General features: G+C 53.8%; 23 protein-coding genes and 4 tRNA genes. 19 read left to right on the top strand and 8 right to left on the bottom strand.

Features of this window, described 5'->3' with window-relative positions; all coding sequences use genetic code 11:
* Window positions 1–2: 2 nt before the first annotated feature.
* Entirely contained in the window at window positions 3–1394 is a 1392-nt protein-coding gene (locus P156_RS0100940) for a YfcC family protein (RefSeq protein WP_027868545.1), read from the bottom strand.
* 299 nt (window positions 1395–1693) lie between these two features.
* On the opposite strand from P156_RS0100940, the gene P156_RS0100945 reads away from it, so the two are divergent.
* Window positions 1694–3067 carry an SH3 domain-containing protein gene (locus P156_RS0100945; RefSeq protein ID WP_027868546.1) on the top strand — a complete coding sequence of 458 codons (1374 nt, stop codon included), beginning with the start codon at window positions 1694–1696 and terminating at the stop codon, window positions 3065–3067.
* An 83-nt stretch (window positions 3068–3150) separates the two neighbouring features.
* On the opposite strand, the gene P156_RS0100950 is transcribed toward P156_RS0100945, so the two are convergent.
* The 4 genes from P156_RS0100950 to P156_RS0100965 all read right to left on the bottom strand — a co-directional run bounded on the left by P156_RS0100950 (window position 3151) and on the right by P156_RS0100965 (window position 10446).
* Window positions 3151–5772, bottom strand: coding sequence for a clostripain-related cysteine peptidase (locus P156_RS0100950; protein ID WP_027868547.1), 2622 nt, complete (start codon window positions 5770–5772; stop codon window positions 3151–3153).
* A 28-nt stretch (window positions 5773–5800) separates the two neighbouring features.
* The gene (locus P156_RS0100955; RefSeq protein ID WP_027868548.1) at window positions 5801–8983 is read right to left on the bottom strand and encodes an AAA family ATPase; all 3183 of its coding nucleotides are present in this window, start codon (window positions 8981–8983) and stop codon (window positions 5801–5803) included.
* On the bottom strand, window positions 8970–10121 hold the full coding sequence (locus P156_RS0100960) for an exonuclease SbcCD subunit D (RefSeq protein ID WP_027868549.1): 1152 nt from the start codon (window positions 10119–10121) through the stop codon (window positions 8970–8972). The genes P156_RS0100955 and P156_RS0100960 overlap by 14 nt, the downstream gene beginning before the upstream one ends.
* Before the next feature lie 118 nt (window positions 10122–10239).
* The gene (locus tag P156_RS0100965) at window positions 10240–10446 is read right to left on the bottom strand and encodes a hypothetical protein (RefSeq protein WP_027868550.1); all 207 of its coding nucleotides are present in this window, start codon (window positions 10444–10446) and stop codon (window positions 10240–10242) included.
* 130 nt (window positions 10447–10576) lie between these two features.
* Here P156_RS0100965 and P156_RS0100970 point away from each other — a divergent pair, with 130 nt between their 5' ends.
* From P156_RS0100970 to P156_RS0100990, 5 genes are all read left to right on the top strand, one after another.
* Complete coding sequence (locus tag P156_RS0100970) at window positions 10577–11473, top strand: LysR family transcriptional regulator (RefSeq protein WP_027868551.1); 897 nt, start codon at window positions 10577–10579, stop codon at window positions 11471–11473.
* 99 nt (window positions 11474–11572) lie between these two features.
* Window positions 11573–11713: a hypothetical protein gene (locus P156_RS13250; RefSeq protein ID WP_185752103.1), complete on the top strand. Its 141-nt coding sequence runs from the start codon at window positions 11573–11575 to the stop codon at window positions 11711–11713.
* A gap of 10 nt (window positions 11714–11723) precedes the next feature.
* Window positions 11724–12026: an STAS domain-containing protein gene (locus P156_RS0100980; protein ID WP_185752104.1), complete on the top strand. Its 303-nt coding sequence runs from the start codon at window positions 11724–11726 to the stop codon at window positions 12024–12026.
* 2 nt (window positions 12027–12028) lie between these two features.
* Window positions 12029–13666, top strand: coding sequence for a PP2C family protein-serine/threonine phosphatase (locus tag P156_RS12600; RefSeq protein ID WP_051600476.1), 1638 nt, complete (start codon window positions 12029–12031; stop codon window positions 13664–13666).
* Window positions 13659–14072, top strand: a complete 414-nt coding sequence (locus P156_RS0100990) for an ATP-binding protein (protein ID WP_027868554.1) — start codon at window positions 13659–13661, stop codon at window positions 14070–14072. The genes P156_RS12600 and P156_RS0100990 overlap by 8 nt, the downstream gene beginning before the upstream one ends.
* Before the next feature lie 59 nt (window positions 14073–14131).
* Here the strand turns inward: P156_RS0100990 and P156_RS0100995 are convergent, their stop codons facing one another.
* A complete protein-coding gene (locus tag P156_RS0100995; protein ID WP_027868555.1) occupies window positions 14132–14626 on the bottom strand; it encodes a QueT transporter family protein in 495 nt (164 codons plus the stop codon).
* A gap of 169 nt (window positions 14627–14795) precedes the next feature.
* Between P156_RS0100995 and P156_RS0101000 the strand changes: the two genes are divergently transcribed.
* From P156_RS0101000 to P156_RS0101015, 4 genes are all read left to right on the top strand, one after another.
* On the top strand, window positions 14796–15317 hold the full coding sequence (locus tag P156_RS0101000) for a GNAT family N-acetyltransferase (RefSeq protein WP_034801999.1): 522 nt from the start codon (window positions 14796–14798) through the stop codon (window positions 15315–15317).
* Complete coding sequence (locus P156_RS0101005) at window positions 15310–15633, top strand: RQC domain-containing protein (protein ID WP_027868557.1); 324 nt, start codon at window positions 15310–15312, stop codon at window positions 15631–15633. The genes P156_RS0101000 and P156_RS0101005 overlap by 8 nt, the downstream gene beginning before the upstream one ends.
* Before the next feature lie 153 nt (window positions 15634–15786).
* Entirely contained in the window at window positions 15787–16347 is a 561-nt protein-coding gene (locus P156_RS0101010; RefSeq protein WP_034802002.1) for a hypothetical protein, read from the top strand.
* Window positions 16348–16561: 214 nt separating this feature from the next.
* Complete coding sequence (locus tag P156_RS0101015; RefSeq protein WP_027868559.1) at window positions 16562–16990, top strand: Hsp20/alpha crystallin family protein; 429 nt, start codon at window positions 16562–16564, stop codon at window positions 16988–16990.
* A gap of 16 nt (window positions 16991–17006) precedes the next feature.
* Here the strand turns inward: P156_RS0101015 and P156_RS0101020 are convergent, their stop codons facing one another.
* Window positions 17007–17195: a hypothetical protein gene (locus P156_RS0101020; protein ID WP_185752105.1), complete on the bottom strand. Its 189-nt coding sequence runs from the start codon at window positions 17193–17195 to the stop codon at window positions 17007–17009.
* Between the two features lie 368 nt (window positions 17196–17563).
* Here P156_RS0101020 and P156_RS0101025 point away from each other — a divergent pair.
* The 4 genes from P156_RS0101025 (at window position 17564) to P156_RS0101045 (ending at window position 18818) form a co-directional block, all read left to right on the top strand.
* Window positions 17564–17638, top strand: a tRNA-Asn gene (locus tag P156_RS0101025).
* Between the two features lie 11 nt (window positions 17639–17649).
* Window positions 17650–17738: transfer RNA gene (locus P156_RS0101030), tRNA-Leu, on the top strand.
* Between the two features lie 32 nt (window positions 17739–17770).
* A tRNA-Met gene (locus P156_RS0101035) sits at window positions 17771–17846 on the top strand.
* A 384-nt stretch (window positions 17847–18230) separates the two neighbouring features.
* Window positions 18231–18818 (top strand): GNAT family N-acetyltransferase, encoded by a 588-nt coding sequence (locus P156_RS0101045; RefSeq protein WP_027868562.1) that lies wholly within the window; start codon window positions 18231–18233, stop codon window positions 18816–18818.
* A gap of 59 nt (window positions 18819–18877) precedes the next feature.
* Here the strand turns inward: P156_RS0101045 and P156_RS0101050 are convergent.
* A tRNA-Pro gene (locus P156_RS0101050) sits at window positions 18878–18953 on the bottom strand.
* A 123-nt stretch (window positions 18954–19076) separates the two neighbouring features.
* On the opposite strand from P156_RS0101050, the gene P156_RS0101055 reads away from it, so the two are divergent.
* From P156_RS0101055 to P156_RS0101075, 5 genes are all read left to right on the top strand, one after another.
* The gene (locus P156_RS0101055; RefSeq protein WP_027868563.1) at window positions 19077–19277 is read left to right on the top strand and encodes a bacterioferritin-associated ferredoxin; all 201 of its coding nucleotides are present in this window, start codon (window positions 19077–19079) and stop codon (window positions 19275–19277) included.
* Window positions 19278–19403: 126 nt separating this feature from the next.
* Window positions 19404–19670, top strand: coding sequence for a 30S ribosomal protein S15 (rpsO, locus tag P156_RS0101060; RefSeq protein ID WP_034802005.1), 267 nt, complete (start codon window positions 19404–19406; stop codon window positions 19668–19670).
* A gap of 109 nt (window positions 19671–19779) precedes the next feature.
* The gene (locus tag P156_RS0101065; protein WP_034802008.1) at window positions 19780–21888 is read left to right on the top strand and encodes a polyribonucleotide nucleotidyltransferase; all 2109 of its coding nucleotides are present in this window, start codon (window positions 19780–19782) and stop codon (window positions 21886–21888) included.
* A 57-nt stretch (window positions 21889–21945) separates the two neighbouring features.
* On the top strand, window positions 21946–22641 hold the full coding sequence (locus P156_RS11050) for a PrsW family intramembrane metalloprotease (RefSeq protein ID WP_051600477.1): 696 nt from the start codon (window positions 21946–21948) through the stop codon (window positions 22639–22641).
* Between the two features lie 76 nt (window positions 22642–22717).
* Window positions 22718–23740: a branched-chain amino acid aminotransferase gene (locus tag P156_RS0101075; protein ID WP_027868566.1), complete on the top strand. Its 1023-nt coding sequence runs from the start codon at window positions 22718–22720 to the stop codon at window positions 23738–23740.
* Window positions 23741–23745 lie beyond the last annotated feature (5 nt).

Here is a 23745-nt window from a genome sequence, read left to right on the forward strand (position 1 = left end):
AATTAGAATGGCCCAAGACCGATCGCCTGTGCAATGACGACGAAGATCAGCCCGAGCAGATACTGCAGTCCGATCAGCGGCAGGATCCACTTGGCCCACTTGGACCATGGAATCTTGGCCAGGGCCAGACCTGCCATGAAGTAGCCGGAGGTCGGCGTGAAAATGTTGGAGATTCCATCTCCCAACTGGAACGCGATGGCGGCTACCTGACGGTGAACGCCGACAAGGTCGCCCAACGGGGCCATGATCGGCATGGAGACGGCTGCCTGTCCGGAGCCTGAAGGCACCAGGAAGTTCAGCAGGCACTGGAAGATATACATACCCACAGCCGAGGCCATGGCAGGCAGGTTCCCCAGCAGCTCCGCACTTGCGTGCAGGATCGTGTGCAGGTTGTTGGCATCGTTCAATACCACCAGAATGCCTCTGGCGAATCCGACCACCAGTGCTCCAGAGGCGATACCTGCCATCCCGACACCCAGGTTTTCTGCATACTTGTTGAAACCCATGCGGTCGATCAGAGCGACGATCATCGACATTCCGAAGAACAGGGCTGCAATCTCGTTCATGTACCATCCGAACTTGATGACACCTACGATCAGCAGAATGATGGAGCACAGGAACACGATCAGGATCGCTGCATCCTTACCGCCGAATTCTTTCAGCTGGTCCATCTCGATCTTGTCTTCTCTCTGCTGATCTGCCTCGTACATCAGAGAACGGGTGGGGTCCTTCTTGATCTTACTGGCATAGCGTACGACGAATGTCATGGTCAGCAGTACCATACACACGTAAATGGCGATACGGAAGCCCATGCCTGACAGCAGCGGCAGCTCTGCAATACCCTGTGCTACCTGGATGGTGAAGGGGTTGATAAAAGCCCCGGCGAATCCCGCACCGGCGCCGCACAGTACGATGGCTGTACCGGTAAGGGAGTCATAGCCCATGGCGATGCACAGAGACACAAAGATGGGGATGAACGGAATCGTTTCCTCAGCCATTCCGAACACGGAACCGCAGAGGGAGAACAGGAACATGACGATGGGCAGGATGATGATGTTCCAACCCCGTAGCCGCCGGACCAGCCGGCCCATTCCTGCTTCGATCGCTCTCGTCTCCTGCAGCACTGCGAAGGAACCGCCTACGATAAAGATGAAGAAGATGATCTGCGCTGCTTCCTGCATACCCCTCGGTACCGAGGTCAGGAACTGCATCAGCGTGACCGGTGTCTTGTCCACCTGGTGCCATGTCTCGGCCTGAATGATCTCTCTCCCATCGACTTCTTTCATGTCATACACACTTGCCGGCATCACATAACTGAGGATTGCACAGATGGCAATGACAGCCAGCAAGAGGATGTATACATGAGGGACGGATAACTTACGTTTCTTTTCCATATAATACCTCCTTGGATAATAACAACAATGGGGGATTTCCCTGATAGTAGTTCAGTGTAGCACACTCCTACTAACGCCCTACTAACAAATAGACATGCAAAATACCTCCTGTGAGTCTTTTTGTTCCTGTATTCTACAACTATCCGTGTGTAGGGCAGACAGAGCCGATTACCGACCTGTTGAGTAATTTCAGTTTGAAATTGTCAGAAAAATGCTTCAATATTATATGATAATGATGTATAATGTATGAAAAAGTTCGGATATGATTGTATAATCAGGTAGTGATAGGAGGAATTGAGATGAAGAAATTAGCAGCCATGCTGTTGTCTGTGATGATGGTGTTCCTCTTCACCGCATGTGGAGGAGGGAACAACGATTCTGAACCGGCACCGGCAGATGAACCGACCCCACAGACCAGTGAAGTGTCCGGCATCGTGGAAGATCTCACCGACGGGGAATTGTCGATCTATACCCAGGCGAAGGAGAGTCTGACTTTCAATATCGAGAACGCCGAGATCGACACAGAGGACAGCATCGAGAGCGGGGATACAGCTACAGTGGAGTACACCGGCAAGATCTCTGATGGTCATACGGAGGATTGCGAGGTAAGCAAGGTCACAAACGAGAAGGGAACAGAGTCGAAACTGGAAGGTAAGGTCAAGGAGATTAGCCAGGCTAGCGGATCGATCATGATTACCAGCGACAACAAGGACTATCTCTTCGATGTTTCGGATGCGAGAGAAGAGGCTGCCAAAGCAGCTGTTGGCGCGACCGTAGAGCTCAAGTACACGGGACTGTTGGAGAATACCGATACGACTCACGCTTACATGAAAACGCTGAAGGTCACCAAGGCACCTGAGAAGAAGAGAATCGTCGACACCGTCAAGGTCAAGGCGGTAGACGAGAAGGTCTGGACCACCAAGAAAGTCAAGATCATGGATGATGCCAGCAAAGACGCCAAGAAGCTGGGAAAGGTCAAGAAGGGAACCAAGCTCAAGAGGACCGGTGTCCTGGAGAACGGTTGGAGCCGTGTAGTCTACAAGGACAAGGATGCTTTTGTCAAGACCAAGACCCTGTCCACCAAGAAACCCAAGGCCAAGAAGGACAAGAAGATAGAAGAGGCTGTGACAGAAGAGAAGGCCCAGGAAGAGCAGAAGGTCAAGACCGATAGCTCAACCGGAAAAGCCGAGGAGGCTGTGGCTGAAGAGTCCAAGAAATCCGCCGTTGAGGAAGGGGATCAGACCACCGAGGAGGAGAAACCTGCTGCGGAAGAAGAACCGCCTGCTGAGGAGGAAAAGCCTGCTGCAGAAGAGGAAAAGCCCACCGAGGAGGCGCAGGCTGAGCCTGAAGAAGAGGCGGAGCCTAAGACTCTCACAGACAAGGGTGTCTGCGAGGATTTGGACGAGAAGACCATCAAGCTGGACAACGGTAACAAGTATAAGATCAAGGACGCCAAGTTCGAGATTTCTCCGGCAGATGATGCCATCGGACAGAAGGTGAAGGTCGAGTACACCGAGGGGACCGATAAGGCGACTCGCGTTTATCTGGCTGACGGTGCCAAGGCTCCGGATGAGGCCGGATCCGGTACCAGTCCCGTCGCATGGATCGTCGGCGTTATCATCGTTGCCGCCATCGCCGCTATCATCATCGTACGGAAACGCCGCAAGGTTTAGCACAAGTGCACGATGAGTTAACAGAAGATAATCAGAGGGAAGCGATCAAGTGATCGCTTCCCTCTGTCATTATGGTGTTCCTGTTATTTCTCTGCCTTATGGGTCAGATGTCTGGTTTCCATTGTACGATTCATTACATCATAGAGGATGCCGAAATATTCGTATTCCTCTGTGGAGATGTCCTTCTGGGTAACCGTGAGGCCACGGACACCCAGAAGGATGGGGCGGTGCCCCATGGCGGTCTTCAGGTAATTGCCGTCCTTGTCGTACCAGTCGTACAGGAAGGTCAGAACATTGTTGGGCTTGAATTTCCTGTAGCCCCGGGGCATGCCTTCCTTGTCGAAGTTGTCTGTGTCAGCGTCCGCCGGCAGGTAGCCCAACACCTCGCCATCGCCTTCGTTGTCCCCCTCGTTTACCCATTGCAGGTAAATGGTGATAGGGGTGTTATAGTTCAGTGTGGCGTCTACCGTGCCAGTATAGACGATGGTGTTCTCGTCCACCTCGATGGGAGGCCCGGGGTGAAGCGCCACCAGCACATCGTTGATGGCCACCCACTTCTTGTCGTTGCCGACCATGTAATGGCCGTTTTCATCACGGTCGTAGATGTTGTCGCTGCCCAGATCAGCGTAGCGAGTACCCACCTTCAGATGCATACCGAGCTCGTAGTTAGTGATTAACGCCCAGTCTTTTTCCGACAGGTCGATGACGTGATTCTCGTAGCGGAGTGGTTTCCCCGTGTATTTCTTCAAAGGGATGTTCTGCCTGTACAAAGAAAGATCGTAGTTGGCGAAATCTTTGTTGAACCAGTCCTCGTGACGGACTTTTAATTGAGTGGTAACCTTGCCTCTTTTGGTGGTCTTCTGGCTGGCCAGGATGCTGGCGAAGTCATCGTAGATCTTCGCCTCTCTTTTCATGCCCAGTTCCCTTAGCGCTTTGCGAGCCGTACCGTAGCCTGGAAGGTTTTCAAAAGGCATATACACCGATAGGCCATTGATATGGTTGGCACTTGCCTTGTTCCGGACCACCACCGCATCCTTGATCCGATCGATCATCTGGGATTTCCGTGAGGAGGGCAGGTCGCTTTGTTTCAGATAGTCGATGAGGTCGATCTGGTCGTCCATGAGGAACTCGTATGTTTTGGAGCGGGTGGTAGACATCGAAAGGAAACTGTCCTTGTCATGCCGGAAAGAGCGCTGTAACTCCTTCAGGTAACCGAAGAAGGTGTCCCGTACAACCGGAAGGAATCGGAGGTCCACCAGTGACAGGGTACTGCCCGCCTGCTCCGTTCCCTTGTACAGCACCAGCGACTGGTCGAAGGAGGCGCACATCATGGAGCCGAACTCCACGGTGCTCATGCCCGGGTTCTTGGCCAGGGCTTGGAAGGCGGCAGTATAGTACATGCCTGTGCTGGGTTCGCCTTCCTCCGAGGCCAGCAGGTAGTCGGCATAAGGCTCCAGACAAAGCCCTACCTCCAGGGACTGCATCAGACATGCGTCAAACCCGATTAGATCGTAGCGGACACCCGAGGCTTTCAGACTGTCCCGGATCTCTTTCATGGACAGCATATCCCTGCCTACCCGTGGATTCAACTGATCCATCCCGTATCCAGCGAGGGCGCCGCCGTGATCCCAGAAAAACAACATGCGGCGCTGGGATGGATAATGCCTGTTGGCCCACTGCAAGAAGGAGCGCAAGGCCTCGGGTTTGGACATACATACGTTTCGTCCCAGATCTTCCAGCAAGGTCACCTTGCCGCCCTGGATCATGTACCGACCTGCTTTCAGGTTTTTGATGCCCTTGGTGAACCAGCGTCCGGATCCTCCAGCCTGGACGATAAACCTCAGGTTGTCGCTGGCGGCAGTGGCATCCTTGATCTGGGCCAGATTGACGGAAGCAGAGCCCTTGGCTTCTTCCAGGTCAGAGCCGATCATATACAGGTAGACGGTAGTCTCGGTGAATCCGGCTTTGTGCGGGAAGTAGAGGTTACGCACCCCCTCTTTGTTGAGATTGCCGTCCTGAAAGCGGGGTGAGATGACCGGACCCCTGCCGGATACTTTGCCTGCGGTGGCGGCATAGAGTTTCTCGTTGTTTTTCAGGATGAAATAGGCCGGCTGGTGTTCCGTCAGGACAAAATCGGCCACGTGCGCTGCAGCGGCCCCCAGAAGAAGGAGGGCGCAGACCAGACTCAAGATCCCTTCGGCCTTGGTGCGGTAGGCCAGATTGTGTCTTTTCAGCGCTTCGCCCCGGAGTTTGGCGCGGTATATGCTGAACCTGCTGCCGGGAAGGGCCAGGATCCCCAGAAAGATGGGATTCAGGAACAACAGCCCCATCAGGAACAGGATGTCGTGACCGAAGGCGAAGGCCAGATGCTTGTACTTCAGGATCTGCAGAAGCAGGTAACAGATCAGCGCCAGGGACAGGAGCCTGGTCTTGATGTAGCCGGGGAAGGGCAGGTTCATATCCATATAGCCCGTCAACGGAACGATGATGGACAGAACGATCGTCAGACTGGTCAGGACAACGTAGGGCCATCCCCTCCAGCAGCGTCGGAAGATCTGGTAGTCGCCGATGATTGGAACCAGGCACAGCCAGGGGCGGATGTGCATCTTCCGAAATATGATCCACCAGCATACCATTCTGGCCGCAAGAATGCACAGGACGATGTAGGGGAGAATGTTTGTGTAGTCAGAGGAATAGGTTAACATAGTTGCTTTCTCCTGATGTCAATGTGGACTAAACCCCGGTGTCGATCTCCAGAGAACTGCCTTCTCGGGTCTTTCGGACACGGATCTGCTGGGGAATGTTCTCGATCAGTTCTTCCCTGTGACTGATGACCCCAACCAGTTTACTGGTGCCGGATAACTGGAGCAGGATCTCCATGGCGTTATCGATGGAGTGACGGTCCAATGTACCAAACCCTTCGTCGATAAAAAGCGCGTCCATCTGGATACCTCCCAGGTTGGAGGAGACCGTATCAGATAAGCCCAGTGCCAGACTCAGGGAGGCCTTGAAGCTCTCCCCGCCTGACAGGTTTCCCACTGGTCGGCGATGGCCGGTGTAATTGTCCTGTACCATCAGATCAAGGAAGGTGTTGCTCCGTTTGCCAGGGGCATCTTCCTGCCGATATAACTCAAATTGACCGTCACTCATGGGCCGAAGCCGACGATTGGCCGCCTGGATGATCCCATCGAACCCGGCCGCCTGTATGTACTGCTCCAGAGTGATCTTTCCTTTGCCGGTGGTGCCCCGAACCAGTTCGTAGAGACGCTTGCAGAGGCTGTACTCCTTCCGGGCAGCGTCAAGCGATGCCTGCTGTGCTTCCATGTTCTGGCGTTTCTCCTGGTTGCTGTGCATCCGCGCATCGAGCTCGTTCATGGCGGTGCGGACCGTGTCTACATGCGTCTCCTGCTCCTCGCACAAAGCCTGCAGCTCCCCAACATCCACCATGGTCCGTCCTGCGGCATCGACCTCTGCCTGCGCAAGCTGTGACTCGTTGGTGGTCAAAGCCTGCTGGAAAGCTTGGATCTTCCGTTCCGATTCAGATATGGACTCTTCTGCGACGACGTATTCCCTCATCTCCTCTGCGGAGGAGAAGATACTGGCAGCAAGCCTGGTGTCCAGGGCAGATTTAAGATCGTCGGCCGCCTCCTGCTGCGTCTTCAGGGCCTTCTCCAGAGTGGTGCATTCCGCCACCAGGGCAGTCAATGCGTTCTCTGCAGCCTTTTGTTCTCTCTCTGCAGTACGGATGGCTGTACGGATCTCCCGGACAGCTGCAGTGGCAGTCTCCTTGGCAGACTCGGCTGCATGCCAGTCCTCGAAGGGCAAAGCCTGCAACGTCTCCAGTTTGGCAGCTGTCTCGGTTTGGGCTCTGGTGGCCCGGCTCTTTCTGGTCTGGAGATCCTCCTGATGCGAGGTAAGCGCCTGGCTGTCCTCGTTCTCAGCCCTGGCCAGATCAACTTCCGTGTGTTCCAGAGCAGAGCAGTCTCTTCGAAGGGATTTTCGAAGGGCCTCGTTATGTGAGATCATTTCTTCCAATGTCGTACATGCCCCCGCCGCGTCAAGGAGAAGGTCATCCAGGGACAGTCCCTCTGTTTCAATGGATAGAGGCGGCGTGGCCAGGGCGTCCAGGAGCGCATTGCGAAGCTGTGTCGAGGAAAGTTCCAGGGCGGTCTTCGCCTTTTCGGCTTCCGCATTGGCGCGGGTGTTCTCCTCCTGGAGTGTCTGTTCGGCTTCCTGTAGACGGGCGCAGTCTTCCTCGGTCATGGCGGTTACAGGAAGTGACGCTGGAGCAGGATGCGTCCGGGAACCGCAGACAGGGCATGGCTGTCCTTCCTGCAGGTGTTGAGCCAGAAGCCCGGCCCGGTTGTATTCCAGGATCTGTTCTGCTTCTATGCGCGCACCCTGAGCCTGTCGGAATTGCCCGGCGACTTTCAGATACTGTTCCTGCTTGCGGTGCAGGTCTTCCTGCCGTGCCTCCCACTGGGGAACCTGTTCGTCCAGGATCCGCAGAATGCCCGCGAAGGTATCCTGAAATACCTTTCCTTCCGCCTCTGCCCGCGCCAGCTCCTGTGGCCGGGTCTTCCATTCCTCTCGCATGGTCTTCAGCTTGTCGATACGCTCCTTAAGGAGGCGACCTTCCTGCGCCAGCTGCGTCGCTTCCTCCTCCATAGACGTCAGATCCTGTTCCAGTTGCTGAAGGGTCTCTGTCAGACGGGCACGTTCTCTGTACCTGTCCGCGTCTTCTTCGATTTTCTGGATCGTTCTCTGCAGGTTTTCGGCATCCGGCTCTCTGGTCAGTGACTGGGTCAGTGTCTGAGCGGCCTTTTCAGCTCGGTCGAGGGCGGCCTGTCTTGCCTCCTCCTTTGACTTGAGCTGGCCTGTCGTAGAGGCTGCTTCGTCCTGCTTTCGCAGATAAGCCTCGTCCGCCGGGTGCAGTTCATGGGTAGCCACTTTCTGTCTGGTAAGGACTGCCTCCAGCGTATGGATCTCGGCCTTCTGGGAGTTGAGCGTCTGATGCTCTTCTCGGAGATGCTCCAACCTGTCCAGGAGGTGGTTGTTCGTCTCTGCTGTAGCAAGAGATTCCCGGCTCTGGCTCAGTGCTTTCTCAGCCTTCCGGAGAGAGGTCCTGATGTCCGCAAGACGCACCTCATCCGAGGCACGCACAGAGTCGAGGAGTGTCAGTATCTCTGTAAGGTTCCATGTGCTGTGGGTCTCTGAGGCCTGCTTCTGCAAATCCGCAAGGGCAGGGGACAGAGGGTTTGCCTCGTCGGCGTACACATCCCGGAAATACTGGAGGATGCTCTCCTCGATCCGGGTCTTACGGGCGAGGCTGGCGTTCATCTTATCCTTCAGCTTATATTCCATGGATTTGTAACCATCGGTGCGGAATATGGTCCGAAGGATCTCGGTACGCTGATCGGTTCTGGCATTCAGCAGGTTCCAGAATTCTCCCTGGGCGATCATGGCGATCTGCTTGAACTGCTTATCATCGATGCCCAGCAGTTCCCGAATCCGGTTGTTGACCTGGGTCTGTCCCTCGATGGGGGCTTCCTCGTCCTGATAGAGAATGGCTTTCTCCTTTTCGGTCACCAGACCTTCGCCCCGCAGTTTACGACGTTGGTAGGAGGGGGTTCGCCTTACGCGATAGGAACGACCCTGATGGGTGAAGGAGAAGTCTACAAAACTCTCGGTCTCCGGGTCTGCATATTCACTTCGGAGGTTGCGGAGATCCCGGTAGGATCCGCTGGTGGTGCCATACAGAGCGAAACAGATGGCATCGAACAGGGTGGTCTTCCCGGCGCCAGTGTCTCCGGAGATCAGGAAAAGGCCCTTCTGGGAGAAATCATCAAAACAGATTGCCTCGGTCTCCCCTGCATAGGGGCCGAAGGCGCTAATCACCAGTTTAGTCGGTCGCATCGATCACACCTGCCTCTCTGGCGGCCATACGCATGATGGCCATCTCTTCCTCGCTAATGTCGCACTGGTAGATCTGCCGGTAAAAGTCCCCGATCAGCTCGTCGAAGGATCGGTTGCCGGCGATCTGTGAGATATCTACCTGTTCCACTTCACGGGTACGGGTGTTGTCGTAGTCGATCTTGACCGTGTTAGGGTATACCTGCCGGAAGATGGTCATGGCCTCATCCACAAAATCCTCATCGGTGAGCGTCGCATAGAGGAAATCCTCGGAGCCTTCAGTACCCTGTAGAAGGTCGGCCAATTTGCCTCTTACGTGGCGAAGATCCCGCAGGGGGGATAGCGGCAGCAGGTCTATGGTGATGTTGCCTTTCCCTTCGATGGTGATGAGGGGAACAGACTTGTGGTTCTCCGCTTCGCTCAGCGAGTATTTCAGAGGAGAGCCTGCGTAGCGAATCTCTGGCCTGCCCACCTGTTGGGGGGAGTGGATGTGGCCCAGTGCGACATAATCGAACCGATGGAAACAGTCATATCCGATCTTCTCGACCGTGCCAACACTCTTGGCCCCCGCGCCTTCTGAGCCGCCCAGGGCAGGATCATCACTGCTTCCCGTAACAAATTGGTGGGCGACCATAATGTTGATCTGGTCATCCTTGATGTCTGCGTTTTCAAGAACGGTGCGTACGGCATCCTCGTAGGTCTCGATTCTGACCTCCGGGTAGTAATGTCTCACCTGGGAGGCCTTGATGAAGGGCAGAAGGTAGATGTTCGCAGCGGTCTGTCCATCTTCCAGTGTATGTCTGATCATATGGCCGTCGAACACGGCGGAGATGTAGATCCGGCTGGAGGCGAAGAGGGTGCTGCCGTACTGAAGCCGATCATCGGAGTCGTGATTGCCGCTGATCATGTAGGTGCATATCCCACTCTCGGCCAGAATGCGCAGGAACCCATCCAGCAACCTGGTGGCTGCTTCACTGGGGATGGACTTGTCGTACACATCGCCGGCGATGAGCACACCATCCACCGCCTCACGTACTGCGATGGCGAGGATCTGGTCGAGGATATACTTCTGGTCCTGGAAGAGGCTGTAGTCACCCAGAGATCTGCCCAGATGAAGGTCTGCCAGATGTAGTAATTTCATGAGGTCCCTCCTTGGTTTATCTATGTATGGATTATACCATAATCAGGCCTGTAGCACAAAACAAACAGCTCCCTCGTGAGGGAACTGCCTGAAGTAGTTTTATTATGTGTCAGACGCGTTATGCGTGATTGACCTGTTTGCGGAAGGCCTGGGTCCTGCCCGATGCCGGCTTCTGGAAAAGGTGAGCCAGGGAACGGTAGTCTACTGCCAGATCTTTGGCGGTGAAGGGATCGCTTCCCAGCTTTCCGAAGAAGCGAAGCAGGGAACTGAAATCCACGGCCATATCCTTTGCGGTGAAACGGATGTCTTTCTTTGTATTTCTCATGATGAACCTCCTTGATGGTTTTCTGTGTTTTTCTTATCTCTTGACTAAACTTTAGCACAGGAAGTATAATAAGTAAAATTCATTATTTTAACGAGCATAGTGAATAATATTCATGTATAAAGGGGATAGTATGGCGAATTACGCATATGAGATATTTCACGAGGTGGCCAGACAGAAGAGCTTTGTCCGGGCGGCAGAAGCGCTTCTGCTCACGCCCTCTGCCATCAGTCACTCCATCGCCGGATTGGAACATGAGTTTGGATTCCCTCTCTTCACCAGAAACAAGAAGGGCGTGGTCATTACAGAAGCGGGGAAGGAAATGCTGGTGCGGGTGGAGGAGATCCTGCGGAGTGAGCGGTTGATGCGAGAGGAGGCGGCGGAGATCGCAGGGCTTGCCAGAGGATCTGTAACCATTGCCGGGTTCAGCAGCTTCTGCGGTGCCTGGCTTCCGGATATCATTTTGGAGTTCCGGGAACAGTACCCGGGGATCGACATCCGGGTCCTCCAGGGGGACTATGACGAGATCTACGACTGGGTCATCACAGGGCAGGCGGATATAGGCTTTGTGTCGCTGAGGGGGAGTCGGGATGTGATGGAAACACCGGTACACTTGGACACCTTCTCCTGCATCACGCCCAAAGGAGTGGCCCCCAGAAATGGTCGGTTTTTTACGGCAGAGGAACTGGAGTCGCTACCGGTGATTACCACTACCCGCGGATATCGTGCGGATCAGGAGCGATATTTTCACGAGAACGGGATCCGGATGAACGCACACTTTTCGTTTACGGATGATGCGCCGGTGCTGTCCTTTGTGGAGAAGGGACTGGGGATCTTCTTTTTGCCGAAGCTTACAACAGAGCGGGGCGACTATGAGGTGGACGTATATCCTCTGGAGCCTCCTTTCCGGAGGACGGTGGGTATCATAACACCGAAGATCGTACAGCCCTCACCGGCGACCAGAGCCCTGCGGGCAGAGATCGATCGATTCCTGGAGGAGAGAGGATTGCGGAACATAAGAGATGAATGAATACACATGAGTAATAGACGTATTTTGTGCTAAATAAAGGATTATTGACTGACAATTATAGAAGTGTTAAACTAACTTCAAAGATGATCGAGAGGGAAGATGGGGGGGGATAACCTGCAGCCGAAGGGCCTGCAGGAGCTGAAGGCCGGCGATTCCATCCAGTTCGTGTTCGACTACTATGATGACGCCGGAAAAATGGTGAAGACAAGTGAACAGATAGAAGCCCCAATAGAGCATTAAGGAGGAAAACATGCTGAACATCAACAAGACACAGAAGGACAGTACACTGACACTGGCGCTGGAGGGAAGACTGGACACGGTCACCTCGCCGGAACTGGATGAGGTAGTGAAAGAGGCACTGGATGGTGTGACTGAGCTCGTGTTTGATTTCACGGAATTGCAGTACATCTCATCCGCAGGACTCCGGGTTCTTCTGTCCGCACAGAAGAAAATGGCGAAACAGGGGAGCATGAAGATCCTCCACGTCAACGAGACAATCATGGAGATCTTTGAAGTCACAGGGTTTTCCGAGATTCTGACCATCGAGCAGTAAGCATGAATAACGAGATCAAGAGCAGACACAGCGCCTTTCTTCGGGTGGTGACCATCTTTACGATCGCTATGATGGTAACGGGACTTGTCGCCTTTGTCTCCCAGTACCGTTCTTCTGACGAGAAGGTGGAGAGGGACGCCCGGGAGAGGGCCGGTAAGATCGCCGAAGAAGTCAAAGAGGCCGTGATGGAATACCCAGCCCATGACTGGCTGATCGAGTATTGGTATGAGCATGCCGGAGACATGGATGTGGAATATGATGTGGACTTCGGGAAAGGCACCCGTACGGAGAAGAAATGCAGGAAACTGGCAGCCGATCAGCCAGCTCTGCAGCTTCGGTATGCGACTGCCGAGGAACTGGAAAAGCTTCCCCCAAAGGATCAGAAACTTTATGCGGAGATCACTTACTCCTGGCTCATCACCCATCTGGATCAGATCAAGAAGACCTATCAGATGGAATTCCTGTACGGGTGTTTTGAACAGGCGCCCTATGACCGGCAGTTCTTCCTGTTCAGTGCAGGTGAGAAGGGCGTTCCACGAGGTACAGACTTCGGTCAGGTGTATACCATGGGTGTGGATGTTGAGGTGGCAGAGGTCCAACAAAAAGCCATGAAGATGGCGGCAGAGACCGGGACATATTTTGCCATGGAGAGATCCTATGTGGATTACTATTCGCGACTGACGAAAGTAGGCGATCACGTCCTGCTCATCGGTCTGACCTATGACCTTTCCGCGTTGATGGAGCAGGTGATGGGCGAGACTTTCGGAGGGACAGTGTCCGCCATGATGTATCAACTTCTGTTGGCCATACTCTGTCTGGCAGCGACCTGGTTCTATGTCCTGCAGCCACTGCTGGCGCGGAACCGCCGTATCACAGCAGAAAAAGAGCGCATCGCCACCGAACTGCGGCTGGCAAAGGGTATCCAGGCTGCTATGTTGCCGCACATATTCCCGCCATTTCCGGAGAGAGAGGAAATCGATCTGTTTGCCAGCATGGATCCCGCTCGAGAGGTGGGGGGCGACTTCTATGATTTCTTCCTGATCGACGAGGATCATCTGGCGCTCCTCATCGCGGATGTATCCGGAAAAGGTGTGCCTGCGGCGCTCTTTATGATGGAATCCAAGATTATCCTGGAGAACAATAGCAGACCGGGGATGTCTCCCTCGGAGATCCTAAGTCTTTCCAACAAGGCCATTTGTTCGAACAATCCTATGGAGATGTTCGTCTCTGTATGGCTGGGCGTGCTGGAGTTATCCACCGGGAAACTACAGGCTGCCAACGCAGGTCACGAGTATCCTGTGCTGAAACGTCCGGGAGAGGCGTTCGAACTGGTACACGACAAGCACGGTCTGGTCGTGGGGGCTATGGATGGGATCCGTTACAAGGATTATGAGCTCATGCTGGAACCCGGCACAAAGCTTTTCGTCTACACAGATGGGCTGGCGGAAGCGACCATCGGAGATGGAGAAATGTTCGGGACGGACAAAATGCTGGAAGTGCTGAATCAGAATCCGCAAGAGACGCCGGAAATGGTGATCGCAGCCATGAAAAGCGCTGTGGATCAGTATGTTGGAGAGGAAGAACAATTCGATGATCTGACGATGCTTTGCCTGGAATATAGAGGAAAGAGTAATGCGTAGCAAAGAATTGACAATTGAGGCGAGGGTGGAAAATCTGTGTAAGGTGCTGGTGTTTGTGGACAGGTTCCTGAAGGAGTACGGATGCGCCCCAAAAGACAAGATGAGCATCGATGTGGCGGTGGAGGAGATCTTTGTCAACATCGCCAGCTATGCCTACGCTCCCGGAGGGGGTATGGCAACGGTGCGAGTGGAGTCATGCGATGACCCGGTGGGGGTGGTGATCACCTTCCTGGATCATGGGGTTCCTTATGACCCCCTTGCGAAAGAAGATCCGGATATTACTGAATCTGCGGAGAAGCGGCAGATTGGAGGACTGGGGATCTTCATGACGAAGAAACTCATGGATTCGATCGACTACGAGTATAGAGACGGTCAGAACATCCTCACGCTGAAGAAACAACTGTGATCAATAAACGCCCGGGACTGGATCGGATTCCAGTCACCGGGCGTTTTGGTCTTTCCGTATCAGAGGCTGTCCTGCCGGAAGATGATGTTCTTGTATTTCTGAAGCGCGTAGTACAGGAGCAGTCCAAGTACACCGCATGACAGAACCTCACCGATCCCCACCGTGAGCATCATAAAGGGGATGGGCAGGTTGATGCCATAGGCAAAGCGGAGAACGAATGGAATGATGGCCACATTGGACAGGATCGGTGGAAGGGGCGCCAGAAAAGGTTTGGCATTTCTGAGCATCCATGTGCCGTAGGCACCGATCAGGGTAGCCAGACTTCCGAAGATGATGTCAGGAAGGGCGGCTCCGCCCAGGATGTTCCCCAGCAGGCAGCCGATGAAAAGCCCTGGGATCGCCGCTGGTGTGAACAGCGGGAGGATCGTCAGTGCCTCGGCAATGCGCACCTGGATCTCGCTGAAGGAGAAGGGGGCAAACACCATGGTCAGCACCACGTAGACGGCAGCGATCAGCGCTGCCTGCGTCATTAGATGTAGTTTTTTTTTGTTCATTATACTTGTCTCCTTAGTTTTGATTTACGTGAGGATGGTTTCGAACTCACGGAACTTCAGTATATCACGACAAGCAGAAGGTGGCAAGGGAGTGTTTTGGCACACATTCACCTTGCCATCAAACGGATTTGACTGTATAATCTCTGTAGCGACTGAATGGGAGGAGAATATGGAAGAAAGAAAGATCCTCATTCGAGATATAGAGGAGAGGGACGTTCCTTTCGTGCTGGAAGTGAACGAGACCAATGTGGAGGTGCTGTCACCCATGGACGAGGCAAGACTTCGTTATTTCATGGAGGTCAGCGATATGCTCCGGGTGGTAGAGGTGGATGGTGCTCCCGCCGCTTTCCTCATCGCGCTCCGGGAGGGCTGTCCGGAGTATGACAGCGAGAACTATATCTGGTTTTCCAGGGAATATGATGAGTTTCTGTACGTGGACCGTATCGTCATCGCAGAGGGATATCGCAGACTGGGCATCGGGAGTATGCTCTATGAGGATGTGTTCCGGCGGGCGGTGGAGACCGGCGTGCCGGTGGTGACACTGGAGGTGGACATCATTCCCTACAACGCCCAAAGCCTTGGATTCCATGAGGCCATGGGTTTTCGGGAAGTAGGCCAGCAGGTGATCCGCGGCGGTGAGATCAAGGTTTCGTTACAGGCAAAGGACATGAAAGAGGCAGAGAATGAATAGTTTAGACAAGAAGAAAATACTGTTTTGTGTGGCGCGTTGCAAAGAAAGAGTCAGCAAGGGGCTGGTGATCGAGATCCTGCAGGGAGCACACAGCGTACGAGTGTATAACAAGAGGCTGAACCTGATCTCCTCCTACAGCAGCATGCATGGACGGAGCACGGAGGAGTTGGACGCTTTGATCCAGGAACTGATCGAAGAGGGGCTCCTGGCAGAATCCCCGGATGAGTTTCCTCATCTGATGTTGACGGATGAGTCACATAAGCTGCTCCATGAGCACGCAGATGAACTCACTGGGGAGGCCAGTCACTGGGAGTAGTTTCTTCCGGGGGAACAATTATCCGATTCTTTGTATTGTTTTCCAGAAGGGGTTTACGGAGAGAGGGGGCTATTGTACAATTCTCTTTAGGTAGTTTTTGGGTGCAGAGGATGGTGAGATATGGTATCATAGTATCTGCAAGGAGGGGAGACTATGCTGAAATCCACCATCAGAAAACGGGAATACCAGGCGATCTACCGCTTGCTGGACAGGGTGAGTCCTATTGAGGGCGATTGTGGAATGCTTTGTGGCTGCGCCTGTTGCGTCACCGAGGGAGAAGAGGAGATGGGCATTTACCTTCTGCCGGGAGAAGACAAGCTCCACAGCCGTCATGACGACTGGCTGACCTGGACAGATGAGCGGGCGGAGGACTACGAGTTTCCGGAATCCTGGAAGGGAGTGGTTCATTTTGTTCGATGTAAGGAGCCGCCGCACTGCCCACGGGAGAAGAGGCCTATCCAGTGTCGGACGTTTCCACTGGTGCCACACCTGGGCGAGGATGACGAACTGACCCTGGTCTACAATGACATGGAGCTTCCCTACGCCTGTCCGCTGATCGAGGAGGAGATACCTCTGACTGAGCGGTTCGTCCAGGCAACCTACACGGCCTGGAGTCATCTGATTCGCGATCCTCTGATCTACGATCTGGTGAAGATGGACTCTCGCGCCAGAGAAGACTCCCTTCGAGAACTGGCGGAGAAACTTGGATTCTGAGGCACAAAATATGACGCGCCGGCGCATGAAGACGCTGGCGCTAAGTTTTTTAAAAATATTTAGCACTCACCTATTGACAGTGCTAACAAAAAGTGCTATAACATACTTGTAAAGAGAAAACGACCGGTCAGCAGGGCTTTGTGCAATGCGCCGGCCAACATAATAAGCACCGGCTCAGAGGGCCGGGCGAGGATTCTACAAGGAGGTAGTTACAATGTTATTCCCAAGCGTATTCAGAAACAGTTTCTTTGATGATGACTTCATGGATTTCCCAGCTTACAGAGGCAACCGGATCGAGAACACACTGATGAAGTGCGATGTGAAGGACAAGGGCGACCATTTTGAACTGCATATGGATCTTCCGGGCTTTGACAAGGACCAGGTCAAGATCCAGCTGAAGGAGGGGAACCTCACCATCGAGGCGACCACCGCAACCAACAACGATGAGAAGGCTGAGGATGGCACCTATCTGCGGAGAGAGCGGTTCCAGGGAACCTGCACCAGAAGCTTCTATGTTGGCGAAGACATCCGTCAGGAGGACATCAAGGCCAGATTCGACAACGGCGTGCTGATGATCAGCGTGCCGAAGGAACCAGAGAAGCCGGCGGTGGAGGAGCCGAAGTACATCGCTATCGAAGGGTAGAAATCATTCCAAAGGGTTACCGTGGGGCCGCAATGTCGCGGCCCTGTTTCTTTGGAGACAGGGTGGGGCTGCCTTCTGCCGCCAGAGCTGTGGACTCTTGGGGCACAGGGAGGCGCTCCGTACTGCTCTCCATCGGGAATCCTTGGAAACCCGTGCGGTCATTGATCTGAAGGATTCCCTCAAACACCTTTCCGTCACTTAGCATGTTTTGAAATAATGACGGAACTGGAAAGCTACCATTTACCATGTTTTGGTAAATATATTCCTCAGGAATGCACAACACGCGGGCATTGCAAGGAAAAACGGACATCTTGTACCATCTATGGATCCATCCATTGGCAAATTACGTAGTACACCAGACGTATTCATTGCTTTGAGCGTCCGATTTCTCACATTGAATTCCGTCAAAATACATCGGATCGATAATTAACGGAAACCAATTCCTTCGGAATGTGAATCGCAGAAGATCTCAAGGAAATGTGTTAAAAATTAAATAAGAAATTTTGAAAAATGATGTTGACAAAATCATGGTTCTGCTATATAATTCTTAATGTTGTCGGCTAAGACAGACGATCCGAGGTAGCTCAATGGTGGAGCAACCGGCTGTTAACCGGTAGGCTGTGGGTTCGAGCCCCACCCTCGGAGCCAATTTTTATTCTGCCGGCGTGGCGGAATTGGCAGACGCCCTGGACTTAAAATCCAGTGGGTAGCGATACCCGTACCGGTTCGACCCCGGTCGCCGGCACCATCGCTATCGCACAGGACAACAGTCCACATTATCGCGGGGTAGAGCAGTTGGTAGCTCGTCGGGCTCATAACCCGGAGGTCGGGGGTTCAAGTCCCCCCTCCGCAACCAAGAATCATTGAAATTCCAACGGTAGCTGAAAGCGATCGTTGGAATTTTTTTGCCCGATTTTACGACAGAGAGTGGTGCCGAAGGTATGACGACAGGTATGGAAGCCCTTGGGGTTCGATCCCGATCCGTTCATAATACCTTCTGCAGGCACGGGGGATGTTTCGCTGGTCACACAGGCCGCCGGTCTTCGGCGTGAAAGTGAAGTCGGATTCACATAAGTTCAAAGATGCTACGGATAAGGCCTTATTTTATGTCCGTAAGACCTTGAAAAACAACTGGTCCAGAAAAGAAGGGGTTGGATATATTGATCGCACTGATATTTGCCTGTTCGACGATTCGACCTAACCCTGCGCAACATCCACGATTCTCAAGAAGGATTTAAGAATGAAAGAACTATTTGCAGAATATCCGGTGCTGGAGAGCGACAGAGTGCTGCTAAGGAAACTGAGGGCGGAGGATGCAGAAGCACTGCAGAGTTTTATGGAGGAAGAAACTGTCTACCCTTATCTCCCCAAATATCTTTATGAGAGAAACTACACGGATGCGGAAGAGGTTATCGCCCGGGTGGACGAGGAATGCTTTGTGCCGGGAAAAGCGATTCTCCTGGCGGTCTGTCTGCAGGAGGAGAAGACGCCCTTGGTGGGGATCGCAGAGATCTACCATTACGAACCCGGAGAGACAAAGGCATCCATCGGATGTCGTCTCCGCGAAAATGTCTGGGGGCAGGGGATCGCCACCCGGGTTGCCCGATTGCTTCGGGACTATCTGGTGAAGGAAATCGGACTTAAGACCATTACCGCCCACATCATGCAGGCGAACACATCCTCGGCGAAGGCGGCGAGGAAAGTCGGTTTTGTGTGCGAGTATCCGAATATCTATGAGGATTGGGGGTTTTCGGAACCAGTGCTGGTGGACCAGTATGTATTTAGACAGGAATGGCTTGCCCGGTGCGAGGAGGAAGGCGTGCTATAGGAGGCATTGCCGGGAGGACCAAACGAAAAAGGCCGCCTGCCTATGCAAGCGACCTTCCCTGGTCGGAGTGGTGAGACTCGAACTCACGGCTTCTGCGTCCCGAACACAGCGCGCTACCAACTGCGCCACACCCCGACGACTTTTCTATTATAACACGGAATCGTAGTTTTGCAAGTACTATTTTGTGGTTATTGGAAAAAGTTGCGGTTAGGATCGCGTTTTCGTGGTATAATGAGACGTACATGCGGGAGGTGGGACATGGATAAGAATTCCAGAGAATATGAGGTCTGTCTTTGCTATCACATCACCAGAGGGGATGTGGAGGACTTTCTGAAAGAGACCGGGATCCGTGACCTGAAGACATTGTGTCAGGAGATGCCGGTGGGAGATAAATGCGGGGGGTGCAGAGAGGATCTGGACGAGATCATCGAAGCCCTGAAAAAAACCGAAAACAACTGATTTTTCTCTTGCGCCCACATACGGTGTGTGTTAGAATAAGAAGTCGGTAATTTACTCTCACTTGGTTATTGGCTACTCCGGCGATGACTCAGTGGGAGCGTATTTGAAAGTAAAGGAGATTTTATCATGATCACTAAGGACAAGAAACAGGCAATCATCGAAGAGTATGCTACCAAGGCAGGCGACACCGGTTCCCCGGAAGTACAGGTCGCCATCCTGACAGCACGGATCAACGAGTTGAACGAGCATCTGAAAGAGCACAAGCATGATCACCATTCCAGAAGAGGTCTGCTGAAGATGGTAGGTAAGAGAAGAAACCTGCTGGGCTATCTGAAGAAGAACGACATCGAAAGATACAGAAGCCTCATCGCTCGTTTAGGCCTGAGAAAGTAATCTACGGAAGATTTTGACGGGACTATCCATCCCGTCAATTTTTTTAGAACATGTGATACATGTCGTATTTTTAAGAGGTTAATAAACAGGAAGGAGTTGTTTATTAGTAATGGCAAGGTATACTGATTACAGGACGTTCAAGACCGCGCTGGGTGGAAGGCTTCTGGAGCTGGAGATCGGCCGCGTCTGTGAACAGGCAAACGGACAGGTATGGGTGAAATACGGAGATTCTGTGGTGAACGTGACTGTGTGCGCGTCCAAGCAGCCGAAGGAAGGAGCTGAGTTCTTCCCCCTGACCTGTGACTATGAAGAGAGAATGTACGCTGCCGGCAAGATTCCCGGCGGCTTCATCAGAAGAGAGGGAAGACCGTCCGAGAAGGCTATCCTCAGCTGCAGACTGATGGACAGACCGCTTCGTCCGTTGTTCCCGAAGGGCTTCTATAACGACGTAAGCGTGGTAGCCACCGTCATGTCCGTGGATCCGGACTGCGAGACTGACATCATGGCGATGATTGGTTCCTCCGTGGCGCTGGCGATCTCCGACATCCCTTGGGATGGACCCACCGGTTCCGTCCGTGTCGGCAGAGTAGATGACCATTTTGTCATCAACCCGACACTGGAACAGAGAGAGGTTTCCGACATCAACCTGACTGTGGCCGGCACCAAGGAAGCTATCATGATGGTAGAGGCTGGTGCAGAGGAGGTTCCGGAGGACGTGATGCTGGACGCCATCTTCTTCGCCCATGAGGAGATCAAGAAACTGGTCGCCTTCATTGACGACGTGATCGCTGAGGTAGGCAAGCCCAAGATGGACGTGGAACTGCAGACCGTTCCCGCAGAGATCGAGGAGGCCGTCAGAGCGTTCGCTACCGACAAGATGAGAGAAGCCATCCACACCGTCGACAAGATGGAACGTCTGGACAACATGGATGCCGTAGAGGTAGAGACTCAGGAGCATTTTGCAGAGATTTTCCCGGAGAGCGAGAAGGATATTTCCTCTCTGCTGTTCACCATCACCAAGGAAGTTATGCGTGCCATGGTGCTGGATGAGGGCGTCCGTGTGGATGATCGTAAGCTGGATGAGATCCGCCCGGTATGGGCAGAGTGCGGCGTGCTCCCGCGTGTGCACGGTACAGGCCTTTTCAAGAGAGGACAGACACAGGCTTTGTCCGCCTGCACCCTGGCTCCGCTGAGCGAGGTGCAGAGGATCGACGGACTGACCGAGCAGACCGAGAAACGCTATATGCATCACTACAACTTCCCGGGATATTCTACCGGAGAGCCCAAGCCGCCCCGCAGCCCCGGACGTCGTGAGATCGGCCACGGAGCACTGGCGGAGAGAGCACTGCTCCCGGTGCTCCCAAGCAAGGAGGAATTCCCGTACGCCATCCGTGTGGTCTCGGACATCCTGTCCTCCAATGGATCCACTTCCATGGCTTCCACATGCGGTTCCTGCCTGGCGCTGATGGATGCCGGTGTTCCCATCAAGGCACCGGTTGCCGGAATCGCCATGGGGCTGATCGAGCGTGTTGAGGAGGACGGCTCCAGCAAGATGGCCATCCTCAGTGACATCCAGGGCATGGAAGATTTCATGGGAGACATGGACTTCAAGGTAACAGGTACCGAGAAGGGCGTCACCGCTATGCAGATGGACATCAAGGTCCACGGCCTCTCCAGAGAGATCCTGGAGCAGGCGCTGAAGCAGGCACGTGAGGGCCGTATGCACATCATGGACATCATGAAGGAAGAGATCGCAGAGCCGCGTGCAGAGCTGTCCAAGTGGGCTCCGCGCTGTATCTCCATGCGCATCGATCCGGACAAGATCCGCATCGTCATCGGGCCGGGAGGCAAGACCATCAACCGCATCGTGGAGGAGACAGGAGTCAAGATCGACATCTCCGAGGACGATCTGGGGCTGGTCACCATCTACTCCAGCGATATGGAGAGTGCCGATGCCGCCAGAAAGGAGATCGAACTGCTGACCAAGGACGCCGAGGTTGGCGAGGTCTACGAGGGTACCGTCATGAGGATCATGAATTTCGGTGCGTTTATCGAGATCCTGCCAGGTAAGGAAGGCTTGCTGCACATCTCCAAGATGGCCAAGGGCCGCGTCAACAAGGTCGAGGATGTTATGAACATCGGCGACAAGGTCAAGGTCAAGGTGTACGAGATCGACAGCCAGAACAGGATCAACCTGCTCCGCGCTGATCTGAAATAACAGACACTACAGGCTGTTGCCCGGGGAGGGTGACAGTCTGTTTTCAAAGAGGTAACTATGACAATTATGATACTGGCGGCGATCATTCCGCCGCTGATCCTGATGATTAGGATCTACAAACTGGACAGGATCGAGAAAGAACCTGCCGGACTGGTGATCAGGGTGTTCGTTTATGGCGCGCTGGTCACGATACTCGCAGGAGCAATCGAATCTTTCCTTGGCGGACTGGTGGCGGGTGCCCTTGGTCCAAAATCCCTGGCGTATCTGATCATCGAGAACTTCCTGATCGTTGCGCTGACCGAGGAGGGCCTCAAGCACTGGGCAGCCAGGAAACCCACCTGGACCAACCCCGCCTTTGACTACAGGTTTGATGGAATCGTCTACTGCGTGGCCGCCGCACTGGGGTTTGCCGCGGCAGAGAATATCGGATACGTGTTCTCATATGGTCTTGAGGTGGCGGCGGGGAGAGCCATCACAGCCATCCCGGCGCACTGCATCTTCGGGATCTCGATGGGGTATTACTACGGGACGGCCGGGCACTACGCCCGCATCGGTGACCGTCGCCGCGCCAAGTACTACAACCGTCTGAGCATCCTGAGCCCTATGGTAATGCACGGGTTTTACGATTTCGCCGCGACTATGAACAGCGAGATGTGGTCGATGATCTTCCTGGGGTATATCATCGTCGTGGATATCATCGCCTTCGTGAACGTGCACAAAGCCGCCAAGGGGGATCGTCCTCTGTGGCCTTAGGATTGTGGGAGAAAACCATATACAAATTACGTTTTTTGTGTTATAACATAACTATTACAGGAAAGGAGAAGCTGATATGGCAAAAGATATCGATTGGGGTAGTTTGGGATTTGGATACACACCGACAGACTATCGTTACGTTGCAACCTACAAGGATGGAAAGTGGAGCGAGGGACAACTGATCACAGATCCTGTCGTTCACATTACCGAGTGTGCCGGCGTGTTGCAGTACGCGCAGACCGTATTCGAAGGTCTGAAAGCATACACCACCGAGGACGGCAGGATCGTCACCTTTCGCCCGGAGTTGAACGCTCAGAGACTCATCGATTCCGCCCGCCGTCTGGTGATTCCGGAGGTGCCGGTGGAGATGTTTATGGACGCTGTGGACAAGGTGGTCGCAGCCAACAAGGAGTATGTGCCTCCCTTTGGGTCCGGTGCGACACTCTACCTCCGTCCGTTTATATATGGAAGTGGCCCGCAGATCGGTGTCGCTCCTGCACCGGAGTACGAGTTCCGCCTGATCGCTATGCCGGTAGGACCGTATTTCAAGGAAGGGGCCAAGCCCATCAACATCCGTATCTCCGAGCGTGACAGAACTGCTCCGAGAGGTACCGGTGACATCAAGGCCGGCCTGAACTACGCCATGAGTATTCGCGAAGGACAGGATGCCCATGCAGCTGGCTATGCGGACAACCTCTATCTGGATCCTGCCACCAGGACCAACGTAGAGGAGGCCAGCGGAGCCAACATCATATTCATCACCAAGGATGGCAAGTTCGTTACACCAAAGTCTGATACCATCCTGCCTTCCGTTACCCGGCGTTCGCTGATGGTGGTCGCTGAGAAGTATCTGGGCATGGAAGTGGAACACAGGACCGTACCTTTCGAAGAGGTCTCCGAGTTTGCAGAGTGTGGTCTGTGCGGGACCGCTGCCGTGATCTCCCCGGTGGGGAAGATCACCTACGACGGTGGTGTGATCGAGTTCCCGACAGGCATGGAGGAGATGGGGCCCACCATCCGCAAGCTCTACGAGACGCTCACAGGGATTCAGATGGGAACCGTGGAAGCTCCGGAAGGCTGGATCCACGAGATCAAGTAGACTGG

This window comes from Eubacterium sp. AB3007, from assembly GCF_000688015.1.
Lineage (GTDB): Bacteria > Bacillota > Clostridia > Peptostreptococcales > Anaerovoracaceae > Aminicella.

Excerpts from the sequence above, each read along its gene's own strand:
- P156_RS0100940 (WP_027868545.1), bottom strand. The coding sequence starts at position 1,394 with ATGGAAAAGAAACGTAAGTTATCCGTCCCTCATGTATACATCCTCTTG.
- P156_RS0100945 (WP_027868546.1), top strand. The coding sequence starts at position 1,694 with ATGAAGAAATTAGCAGCCATGCTGTTGTCTGTGATGATGGTGTTCCTC.
- P156_RS0100950 (WP_027868547.1), bottom strand. The coding sequence starts at position 5,772 with ATGTTAACCTATTCCTCTGACTACACAAACATTCTCCCCTACATCGTC.
- P156_RS0100955 (WP_027868548.1), bottom strand. The coding sequence starts at position 8,983 with ATGCGACCGACTAAACTGGTGATTAGCGCCTTCGGCCCCTATGCAGGG.
- P156_RS0100960 (WP_027868549.1), bottom strand. The coding sequence starts at position 10,121 with ATGAAATTACTACATCTGGCAGACCTTCATCTGGGCAGATCTCTGGGT.
- P156_RS0100965 (WP_027868550.1), bottom strand. The coding sequence starts at position 10,446 with ATGAGAAATACAAAGAAAGACATCCGTTTCACCGCAAAGGATATGGCC.
- P156_RS0100970 (WP_027868551.1), top strand. The coding sequence starts at position 10,577 with ATGGCGAATTACGCATATGAGATATTTCACGAGGTGGCCAGACAGAAG.
- P156_RS13250 (WP_185752103.1), top strand. The coding sequence starts at position 11,573 with ATGGGGGGGGATAACCTGCAGCCGAAGGGCCTGCAGGAGCTGAAGGCC.
- P156_RS0100980 (WP_185752104.1), top strand. The coding sequence starts at position 11,724 with ATGCTGAACATCAACAAGACACAGAAGGACAGTACACTGACACTGGCG.
- P156_RS12600 (WP_051600476.1), top strand. The coding sequence starts at position 12,029 with ATGAATAACGAGATCAAGAGCAGACACAGCGCCTTTCTTCGGGTGGTG.
- P156_RS0100990 (WP_027868554.1), top strand. The coding sequence starts at position 13,659 with ATGCGTAGCAAAGAATTGACAATTGAGGCGAGGGTGGAAAATCTGTGT.
- P156_RS0100995 (WP_027868555.1), bottom strand. The coding sequence starts at position 14,626 with ATGAACAAAAAAAAACTACATCTAATGACGCAGGCAGCGCTGATCGCT.
- P156_RS0101000 (WP_034801999.1), top strand. The coding sequence starts at position 14,796 with ATGGAAGAAAGAAAGATCCTCATTCGAGATATAGAGGAGAGGGACGTT.
- P156_RS0101005 (WP_027868557.1), top strand. The coding sequence starts at position 15,310 with ATGAATAGTTTAGACAAGAAGAAAATACTGTTTTGTGTGGCGCGTTGC.
- P156_RS0101010 (WP_034802002.1), top strand. The coding sequence starts at position 15,787 with ATGCTGAAATCCACCATCAGAAAACGGGAATACCAGGCGATCTACCGC.
- P156_RS0101015 (WP_027868559.1), top strand. The coding sequence starts at position 16,562 with ATGTTATTCCCAAGCGTATTCAGAAACAGTTTCTTTGATGATGACTTC.
- P156_RS0101020 (WP_185752105.1), bottom strand. The coding sequence starts at position 17,195 with ATGCTAAGTGACGGAAAGGTGTTTGAGGGAATCCTTCAGATCAATGAC.
- P156_RS0101045 (WP_027868562.1), top strand. The coding sequence starts at position 18,231 with ATGAAAGAACTATTTGCAGAATATCCGGTGCTGGAGAGCGACAGAGTG.
- P156_RS0101055 (WP_027868563.1), top strand. The coding sequence starts at position 19,077 with ATGGATAAGAATTCCAGAGAATATGAGGTCTGTCTTTGCTATCACATC.
- rpsO (WP_034802005.1), top strand. The coding sequence starts at position 19,404 with ATGATCACTAAGGACAAGAAACAGGCAATCATCGAAGAGTATGCTACC.
- P156_RS0101065 (WP_034802008.1), top strand. The coding sequence starts at position 19,780 with ATGGCAAGGTATACTGATTACAGGACGTTCAAGACCGCGCTGGGTGGA.
- P156_RS11050 (WP_051600477.1), top strand. The coding sequence starts at position 21,946 with ATGACAATTATGATACTGGCGGCGATCATTCCGCCGCTGATCCTGATG.
- P156_RS0101075 (WP_027868566.1), top strand. The coding sequence starts at position 22,718 with ATGGCAAAAGATATCGATTGGGGTAGTTTGGGATTTGGATACACACCG.